The following is a 4,966-nucleotide window of genomic DNA, read 5'->3' on the forward strand; positions in this document are numbered from 1 at the left end:
GACCGGCGGGGCGCGGCCCGCCTGGCGGCGGCCGTCCTGGCCCGCGGGCTGGCCGTGCTCGGGGCCATCGTCGCCGTCGGCGTCCTGGCCGCGTCCCAGGTGATGCGCCTGCTGACCCTTGGCGTGGACGGCGGCGACCTCCGCGACGCCCAGGTCCGCCTCGGCGCCTTCCTGCTCTGGTTCTTCCTGCCCCAGGTGCTGCTGTACGCCGTCGGCGCGGTGGCGACGGCGCTGCTCCACGCCGACCGCCGGTTCGTGGCCGCCGCGGTCGCACCGGTGGCCAACAACGTCGTCGTGATCGCCACCATGGTCGCCTTCCGGGCCATGCGGGGCAGCGACACGACCCTCGGCCTCGACCTCGCCGAGAAGCTCCTGCTCGCCGCCGGGACGACGGCCGGCGTGGTCGCCATGACGGTCGTGCCGCTGGTGGCCGTGCGGCGGGCGGGGCTGGCGGCCCGGCCGAACTGGTCGACCGAGGGGGAGCGGACGCGCGACCTCATGGGCCGGGGGGTGTGGGCCGCCGGCCACGCCGGCCTCAACTGGGCGCTGGTCGGGGTGACGATCGTGCTCGCCAACCCGGTCGAGGGCGGCGTCGTCGCCTACCAGTACGCCTGGACGTTCTTCCTCCTGCCGTTCGCCCTCCTGGCCAACCCCGTGTTCACCGCGCTCTACCCCCGGCTGGCCGCCGACGCCGCCGGGGGCCGGCACGCGGCGTTCGCGGCCGACGTGGGCGGCGGCGTCCGGTGGACGGCGTTCCTCGTCGTGCCGGCGGCGGCCCTGCTGGCCGTGGCCGCGGCGCCGGCGCTCGCCCTCGTCCGCCTGGGCGCGCTCGACGCCGACGGCGCCCGCCTCGTCGCCGCCGTCCTCGCCGCCTACGCCCTCGGCCTGCCCGGCTACGGGCTCTCGTTCCTGCTCACCCGGGCCTGCTACGCCCTCGACGACGTGCGCTGGCCGACGTATGTGAACCTGGCCGTCGCCGCCGGGGCCACCGTGCTGATGGTCGCCCTCCAGGCCGCCGTGGACGGAGACACGAGGGTGGTCGTGCTGGGCATCGCCCACACGGTCGCCGCCACGGCCGGCGCCGTCGCCCTGCACGGGCGGGTGCGGGCGCTGCTCGGCCGGCCCGTGCCGGTGGCCGGGGCGCTGGCCCGCGACGCCGCGCTGGCGGCGGCGGCCGCCCTGGCCGCCTGGGCCGTGGTCGAGGCGGTCGGGTGGGGGACCCGGGGGTCGGCGGCCGTCGCCCTCGCCGGCGCCGCCGCCGTCGGCGGGGCGGCCTATCTCGGCGGCGCCCTCCTCACCGGCGCGCCCGAGGTCCGCCACCCCCGCCGCGCCCTGGCCAGGGGAGGGGCGGCATGAGCGGGGCGACGGGCATGGACGGGGACGGGCGGCCGGTCGTCGTCGCCGTCGTGCCGGCCAAGGACAGCGAGGCCTCCGTCGGCGCCACCGTCCGGGCCCTGCTCGCCATCCCCGCCGTCACCCGGGTGGTGGTGGTCGACGACGGCTCCACGGACGGCTCGGCCGCCGCCGCCAGCGCGGCCGGCGCCGACGTGCTCGTCCTGCCCCGCAACCTCGGCAAGGGCGGCGCCGTCGCCGCCGGCGTGGACGCCAGCCCCGACGCCGACGTCCACCTCCTCATCGACGCCGACCTGGGCGAGTCGGCGGCCGGCGCGGCGACCCTGCTCGGCCCCGTCCTGGCCGGCGACGCCGACCTCACCATCGCCGTCCTCCCGTCGGCCGGGCGCAAGGGCGGCTTCCGCACCGTCGTGAACGTCGCCACCGCCGGCATCCGCCGGGCCACCGGGCGCACGGTGCGGGCGCCGCTGTCCGGCCAGCGGGCGGTCCGGTCCGAGCTGCTGCGCTCGCTCGACCTCGCGCCCCGCTTCGGCCTCGAGGTCGGCATGACGATCGACGCCGTGCGGGCCGGCGCCCGGGTGGTCGAGGTCGACGTGCCGACCATCACCCACCGCCACACGGGCCGGCGACCGGCCGGGTTCGCCCACCGGGGCCGGCAGGGGGTCGACGTGCTGCGGGCGCTGTGGCCCCGCCTCACCTCCAGGGCGCTCCGCGTCGGCCTGATCGGGGTGGTGACCGTCCTCGTGCTCGGCCTGCTGGTCGCCTCGGGGTCGGCCAGCCGGCCGTCGAGCCGGGCGGCGACGGCCGGGGCCGACCGGGTGGTGGTCGTCGGCATCCCCCGCCTCGGCATCGACGACCTCACCTCCGAGCGCACCCCCGAGCTGCTGGCCCTCGCCCGGCGGGGGGCGATGGCGAACGCCAGCGTGCGCACCCTGTCGACCCGGCCGTCCGCCGTCGAGGCCTACGCCACCCTCGGCGCCGGCACCCGGGTCGAGTCGCCACCCCAGGCCGAGAACGCCCGGATGGCCGAGGACCCGGTGGAGGGGGCGACGGCCAGGGAGGCCCTCGAACGGCGGACGGGGGAGCCGGCGCCGGGTGAGGTCGTCGTGCTCGGCGCGCCGGCCGCCATCACCGGCGCGGGGGACGAGGTCAGCAGCCTGCCCGGCGCGCTGGGCGACGCCCTGCACGCCGCCGGGCTCCGCACGGCGGTCGTCGGCGTGGGCGACACCGTCGACCCGAGCGGCAACGTCGTCGTCCGGCGGCCGGCCGGCGTGGCCGTCATGGACGGCGCCGGGTCGGTGGACCTCGGCTCGGTCGACGGGTCGTCCCTGCTCGTCGACGACCCGGCCGCGCCGTTCGGGATCAGGGCCGACGCCGGGTCCGTGCTCGCCGCCGTCGACGCCGCGCTGACCGGCGCCGAGGTCGTCGTCGTCGACCCCGGCGACACCGAGCGGGCCGCCGCCCTCGAGCCCGAGGCCCTGCCCGACCAGGCAGCCGCGGCCCGCACCGCCGCCATCCGCCGCACGGACGCCCTCGTCGGCGACCTCGCCGACCGGCTCCCCGACGGCACCCTGCTCCTCGTCGTCGGCCTCACCCCGCCGACCGGCACGTGGGAGCTCACGCCCGTCGTCGCCGCCGGGGCCGGTGTCGTCCCCGGCTACCTCCACTCGACGTCGACCAACCGCCTCGGGCTTGTCACCCTCACCGACCTGGCGCCCACGATCCTCACCGCCCTCGGCGTGCCCGTGCCGTCGGGGATGATCGGCGCGCCGCTGCGCTACCACGGCGGCACCGTCGACCTCGCCGGCCTCCGCGAGCAGAACGACGTCGCCGGCGGCCGGGAGGAGGCCTACTTCCCGATGGCGCTGACGTTCATCGTCGTGCAGGCGCTCTCCTACGTGTTGGCCGCCGTCGTCCTCGCCCAGGGCCGGCCGCCGACCAGGGTCGGGCGGGCGCTGCGCCTGCTCGTGCTCGTGTTCGCGGCCTGGCCGCTGGCCACGTTCGTGCTGAGGGCGATCCCGGGCGTCAACCGGATGGGCGCGCCGAGCCACGCCGTGCTCGTCGCCATCGCCCTCGCCCTCGCGCTGGTCGCCAGCCGCGCCCGCCGCCACGCGCTGAGCCCGCTCGGCTGGACGTGCGGGGTGACGGTGGCCGTCCTCGTGGTCGACGTGGCCACCGGCGCCCGGCTCCAGATGTCGAGCGTGCTCGGCTACTCGCCGCACACCGCGGCCCGCTACACCGGGTTCGGGAACACGGCGTTCGCCGTGCTCGGGGCGACGGCCGTGCTCGCCGCGGCCATCCACGTCGCGCACGCGCCCCGCCGCCGGGAGGCGCTGGTGACGGCGGCCGGGCTGCTCGTGGTCGTCCTCGTCGCCGACGGGGCGCCGATGCTCGGCAACGACGTCGGCGGGATCCTCACCCTGGTCCCGGTGTTCGCGCTGACCTGGTACGTGCTGAGCGGGCGGCGGCTGACGTGGCGGGCGGTCGGCATCGCCGTCGCCGTCACCGTGCTGGCCCTCGTGGCGGCGACGGCCGTCGACCTGCTGCGGCCGGCCGACGAGCGCACCCACCTCGGCCGGTTCGTCACCGACGTCGGCGACGACGAGGGCACATTCCTCACGACCGTCACCCGCAAGTGGGAGACCAACGTCCGGGTCTTCGGGGCGACCATCTGGACCTGGATGGTGCCGATCGCGGCCGGGTTCATGATCTACGTGCTGGTCGTGGCCCGCGGGTGGCGACGGCTGCTGCCGCCCCGGTCGGCGCTGCGGGCCGGCGTGGTCGGCACCCTCGCTGCCGGGGTCATCGGCTGGCTGGTCAACGACTCCGGGGTGGTCGTGACGGCGCTGATGTTCGTGTACGTGGGGCCGTACCTCACCCTGCTGGCGCTGGCCAGGGACCGGGACGGCCCGGTGTGGATGGCGGCCGCGCCGGCGGTGGCCGGGCCGGCCACCGGGGTCGGCGCCCCTGCGGCGGCCGTCGCCGGCGCGTGAGCGTCGTCGTCGCGCTGGTCGCCGGCGCCCTGGCGGCCGCCGGCCTGTGGGCCATCCTCCGGCCGACGTTCGCCGCGCCCCTGTTCCTGCGGACGAACGTGCGGGGGGTGGACGTGCCGACGGCGGCGGGGGTCATCGTCCCGCTCGCCACCCTGGTCGTCGCCGCGGTGGCCGCCGTGCTCGACGCCGCCGGGGTCGACCTCGACACCGGCGCCCCCCGGATCGCGTCGGGGGCCCTCGTGGCCGTCGCCGGGTTCGGGCTCCTCGGCCTGCTCGACGACCTCGCCGGCGCCGGGGAGAGCGGCGGGTTCCGCGGCCACCTCGCCGCCGCGGCCGGGGGGCGCCTCACCACCGGGGCGCTGAAGCTGGCCGGCGGCGCCGCCGTCGGCGTGGCCGCCGTGCACGCCGCCGAGCCGGGCGCCGCCGTCGGCCGGCTGCTGGCCGACGGGGCCCTCGTCGCCCTCGCCGCCAACCTCGGCAACCTCCTCGACCGGGCGCCGGGCCGGGCGGTGAAGGGGGCGACGATCGGCTTCGCCGCCGTCGCCCTCACGTCGCGCCTCGCCGACGGGCTGGCCCCGGTGGCCGTCGCCGCCGGCGCCGGCCTCGGCCTCCTCGTGCCC

Annotated in this window: 3 protein-coding genes; all 3 read left to right on the forward strand. The window is 78.5% G+C overall.

Going from position 1 to position 4,966, the window contains the following annotated elements; all coding sequences use genetic code 11:
* Window positions 1-1,356 (forward strand): lipid II flippase MurJ (locus tag VGB14_17260; GenBank protein HEX9994680.1); only part of this gene is annotated, 1,356 nt, incomplete at its 5' end.
* The gene (locus tag VGB14_17265; protein ID HEX9994681.1) at window positions 1,353-4,346 is read left to right on the forward strand and encodes a glycosyltransferase; all 2,994 of its coding nucleotides are present in this window, start codon (window positions 1,353-1,355) and stop codon (window positions 4,344-4,346) included. The genes VGB14_17260 and VGB14_17265, both read left to right, overlap by 4 nt.
* Window positions 4,343-4,966, forward strand: a 624-nt coding sequence (locus VGB14_17270) for a hypothetical protein (GenBank protein ID HEX9994682.1), incomplete at its 3' end; no start/stop codon positions are given. The genes VGB14_17265 and VGB14_17270, both read left to right, overlap by 4 nt.

The organism is Acidimicrobiales bacterium, assembly GCA_036399815.1.
Classification (GTDB): domain Bacteria; phylum Actinomycetota; class Acidimicrobiia; order Acidimicrobiales; family DASWMK01; genus DASWMK01.

Excerpts from the sequence above, each read along its gene's own strand:
- VGB14_17265 (HEX9994681.1), top strand. The coding sequence starts at position 1,353 with ATGAGCGGGGCGACGGGCATGGACGGGGACGGGCGGCCGGTCGTCGTC.